Raw genomic sequence first — 4,094 nt, 5'->3', positions numbered from 1 at the left:
CCGCGCCGAGATCGAGGATATCAGGGGGGTCGAGACCTCGAAGGGCACGCTGGACACGCTGCTGGAGACGGAGTGGGTCAGGATGCGCGGCCGCCGCCTGCTCGAACGGATTGAGCTGCTTGCGGATTTCGTTCATCGGGCTGAGCCCACGAAGGCTGTCGACCGAGTCCTTGACATCGTCAAGCTCGGCTTCCTTCAGGGCATCGTTGAACTGCTTCTGGAAGTCGCCCGCCATGGCGCGCAATTTGGCCGCGGTGCGGCCAAACGTGCGCAGCATGTTGGGCAAATCCTTCGGCCCGACGACCACGATCATGACGACCGCGATCACCAGCAGCTCGCTCCAGCCGACTTCGAACATGGCAATCTATTCCAACGAGAGCCTGTCGCCCAAAAACACGAAAGGGTTCTGGGACAACGACGTGCTCAAAGCAACAACCGGACTCAGCTCTTGCTGACCTTTTCCTTGCCCGGCGATACGGTCTCGTCGGCGCGGTGCTCGACGGTCCGCTTGTCGTCGGTATCGTCCTCAGCCATGCCCTTCTTGAAGCTCTTGATGCCCTTGGCCATGTCGCCCATCAGCTCCGGCAGCTTGCCGCGGCCGAACAGGAGCAGCACGATGACCAGAACGATCAGCCAGTGCCATATCGATAGTGAACCCATAACAATCTCTCTCGAATGTTTTCCCTCGGCGATGATCTATGCGTTTTCGCTCGGGGATTCAAACACAACCGCAATGAAGTTGGTAAAATGGCTAGCGGATGTCACGCACTTTCGGCGTGAGCGCCTTGCTACGAATCCGCGCAGCCCCTGCTAATAAACCATTCGTATCGGTTTCGCACTCACTCTTCGGTGACGCGCGGCGTGAGCAATCCGAGCTCCTCGAGGTCGATATCGGTCAGCGCATCCTCGTCCTCGGCCAGCGCGTCCGGATCGGCCGGCGGCACAGGCATCGAGAAATTGGACGGCATGCGCGTCGAAAGCAATCCGGCGCCCTTCAGCTCTTCCATGCCGGGCAGGTCGCGGATCTCCTCCAGCGCGAAGTGATCGAGGAAAGCGTCGGTCGTGCCGTAGGTCACGGGACGGCCGGGCGTGCGGCGGCGGCCGCGCATCCTGACCCACTCCGTCTCCAGCAGCGTGTCCAGCGTGCCCTTCGAGGTCTCGACCCCCCTGATATCCTCGATCTCGGCGCGGGTGACCGGCTGATGATAGGCGATGATCGCCAGCACTTCGAGCGCCGCGCGGGAGAGCTTTCTCTGCTGGACCGAGTCCCGGCTCATCAGGAAAGCCAGATCGCCGGCGGTGCGGAACGCCCAGGCTTCTCCGACCCGCACCAGGTTGACCCCGCGCTTGGCGTAGATTTCCTGCAGATCGGCCATTGCCGCCGCGATGTTCACGCCCTCGGGCAAACGCGCCGCCAGTTGCCTTTCGCTAACCGGCTCGGCACTGGCGAAGATGATCGCCTCGGCCATGCGGACGGCTTCCGACAATTGCAGCCGCTCGGCGGGGTTCTCGATAGAACCCTGTTCGGCCATCTCGTCTTCCGGTTCGTCCTCGACCTTGAACGGGATGACCGAAGCGTTGGCGCGTTCACTCATGATGCCACCTCGACTGCCTTGACCCCTTGTGCACGGCCGCGCAGATAGATCGGCGCGAAGACCTGATCCTGCCGCACTTCCAGCCTGCCCTCGCGCACCATTTCGAGTGTCGCGGCGAACGAACTGGCGACTGCCGTGCGCCTTTCTTCCGGCGCAGCCAGATACTGGATCAGGAAGCTGTCGAGCGCCGTCCAGTCGCCAATTGTTCCGACCAGCCGTGCCAGCACGTCGCGTGCGTCCTTCAGCGACCATACGGCGCGCCTGGCGATCGTCACGTTGCTGATCGCCTGCCGCTGGCGCTGCTGCGCATAGGCGGTCAGCAGATCGTAGAGCGAGGCCGAATAGGCATTGCGCTTCTCGACGATCACCATTTCCGGCATGCCGCGCACGAAGACGTCGCGGCCGAGCCGGTTGCGGTTGACCAGCCGCGCAGCGGCATCACGCATCGCCTCCAGCCGCTTCAGCCGGAATTGCAGCACCGCCGCCAGTTCCTCGCCGCTCTCGCCCTCTTCGCCCGGCTGTTTCGGGATCAACAGCTTCGACTTGAGGAAGGCAAGCCATGCCGCCATGACCAGATAGTCGGCCGCGAGCTCCAATCTCAGCGCCCTCACCTTCTCGATGAAAGCCAGATATTGCTCGGCAAGCGCCAGGATCGAGATGCGGGCGAGATCGACCTTCTGGTTGCGCGCCAGATGCAGCAGAAGATCGAGCGGGCCCTCGAAGCCGGCGACATCGACCACCAGCGACGGATCGCCGGTCAGACGTGACTCGTCGTTCTCGGCCCACAGACGGTCCATCGGTGCGGCCTTCGCCGCCTTGCTGTCCAATGTTTCCGCCACTTGCCTCTCTTACCCTTCGGTTCAGGCCACCGCGTCGAAATAGGTGGCGAATTCCGCGCGTATGGTGCTTTCGTCCGCGACGTCGCGGTCCTTTATATAGGCCAGCGCCCGCTCCGCTCTCGCCAAGGACTTGCCTTCGAGTACCGTCGTACGCGACGCGATCCCCGCCATTTCCTCGAAAACGCCGTTGCAGTGAAGGACGAGATCGCAGCCCGCCGCAAGGATCGCGGCCGCCTTTGTCGGGAAATCCCCAGAAAGTGCCTTCATCGAGGTGTCGTCGCTCATCAGGAGCCCGTCGAAGCCGATCTCGCCACGGATCACCTCGTTGACGACCTTGGCCGAGGTCGTCGCCGGATTGTCCGGGTCGATCGCGCTGTAGACGACATGTGCCGTCATCGCCATCGGCAGGTGGTTGAGCGCCTTGAACGGGGCGAAATCATGTTGCCGCAACTCGGCGAGGGGCGTGTCGACCGTCGGCAGCGCGAAATGCGTATCGGCAAAGGCGCGGCCGTGGCCGGGAATATGCTTCATGACCGGCAGGACGCCACCCGACATCAGGCCCTCGGCCGAAGCCCGGCCAAGCTCGATCACGGCATTTGGTTCCATACCATAGGCGCGCGCGCCGATGACATCGCTGGCGCCCGCAATGGGCACGTCGAGCACCGGCAGGCAGTCGGCGGTGATGCCGTGGCGCAGCAGATCGAAGGCGTGAAGCCGCGCGAGCAGCCACGCGGCACGGCGGCCGGCCTCGCGATCCTCGCGCCAAAGCGCGCCGAGCGCTCCGCCTGCAGGATAGTTCGGCGCCAGCGGCGGTCGCAGGCGCTGCACCCTGCCGCCCTCCTGGTCGATGAAGACCGGGGCATCCGGGCGTCCGACGCTCTCGCGCATCGAGGCGACCAGGTCGCGGATCTGCTCGGTCTCGCCGACATTGCGCGCGAACAGGATGAAGCCCCAAGGACGTTCGTCGCCGTAGAAGCGGATTTCATCTTCAGTGAGGGATTTCCCGGCGCAGCCGAGGATCATGGATTTTGATTCGGTCATGGATCGAAGCTTAGAGCAATTCCAGGAAAAGTGTGTAACGGTTTTGCGTCCGGAATTCCGTAAAAACAAGGAGTTATGCGGGTTCGGTGATTCTGCCGGCGCTGAACCGCTCTAAGGTTTTGCGAACCAAAGGGGAATCACCCCTGACCGGTGCCGCATGAATGACGACAGCCGTCCACAACGAAAAAGCCGGCGCGGCCTCGCGGCGACGCCGGCTCTGAACGGTGGTAAATGATCAGCGCGACACGAAGCAGGTGCCGCCGGCCGCCTTGTAGTTGGTGCACAGATTGATCGCGTCGTTGCGCGACTGGGCCGGGACCCGGACTCGGTAGAAAGTGCCCTTGCCGGCGATCTGCGCCTTGACGATGTTGGCTGTGCGTCCGGCGAGCACACTTCCGTAACGGCGCTGCAGGTCCTGGTAGGTGGACTGGGCGCTTTCAACCGTCGGCTGCGAAGCGATCTGCATCGACCACGAGCCGCCGCCTGCCGCCGCCGGATCGATGGAGGCGACCTGGTCGGGCTTGACCTCGCCGACGATATCGACCGGCTGATCGGACGGACGCGGCGGCGCCACCGGCACCTTCGCCGGCGTGTTGGCGGACTGGACCCTGGCTTCGGT

General features: G+C 63.6%; 6 protein-coding genes. All 6 read right to left on the bottom strand.

The annotated features are described in order from the left end of the window. Positions 1–358: Sec-independent protein translocase protein TatB (gene tatB, locus EOA49_RS30795; RefSeq protein WP_127243557.1), on the bottom strand; the 358-nt coding region annotated here is incomplete at its 3' end. An 83-nt stretch (positions 359–441) separates the two neighbouring features. Continuing rightward, on the bottom strand, positions 442–660 hold the full coding sequence (locus EOA49_RS30790; RefSeq protein WP_066999984.1) for a twin-arginine translocase TatA/TatE family subunit: 219 nt from the start codon (positions 658–660) through the stop codon (positions 442–444). Positions 661–839: 179 nt separating this feature from the next. Further along, the gene (gene scpB / locus EOA49_RS30785; protein ID WP_127241971.1) at positions 840–1,595 is read right to left on the bottom strand and encodes an SMC-Scp complex subunit ScpB; all 756 of its coding nucleotides are present in this window, start codon (positions 1,593–1,595) and stop codon (positions 840–842) included. Further along, positions 1,592–2,392, bottom strand: a complete 801-nt coding sequence (locus EOA49_RS30780) for a ScpA family protein (RefSeq protein ID WP_127241973.1) — start codon at positions 2,390–2,392, stop codon at positions 1,592–1,594. The genes scpB and EOA49_RS30780 overlap by 4 nt, the downstream gene beginning before the upstream one ends. 63 nt (positions 2,393–2,455) lie before the next feature. Beyond that, positions 2,456–3,475, bottom strand: coding sequence for a beta-N-acetylhexosaminidase (nagZ, locus tag EOA49_RS30775; protein ID WP_127241972.1), 1,020 nt, complete (start codon positions 3,473–3,475; stop codon positions 2,456–2,458). A gap of 235 nt (positions 3,476–3,710) precedes the next feature. Then, positions 3,711–4,094: SPOR domain-containing protein (locus EOA49_RS30770; RefSeq protein ID WP_164749343.1), on the bottom strand; the 384-nt coding region annotated here is incomplete at its 5' end.

This window comes from Mesorhizobium sp. M1A.F.Ca.IN.020.04.1.1, from assembly GCF_003997315.1.
Taxonomy (GTDB): Bacteria; Pseudomonadota; Alphaproteobacteria; order Rhizobiales; family Rhizobiaceae; genus Mesorhizobium.
This window is presented reverse-complemented; position numbering and strand designations above follow the sequence as displayed.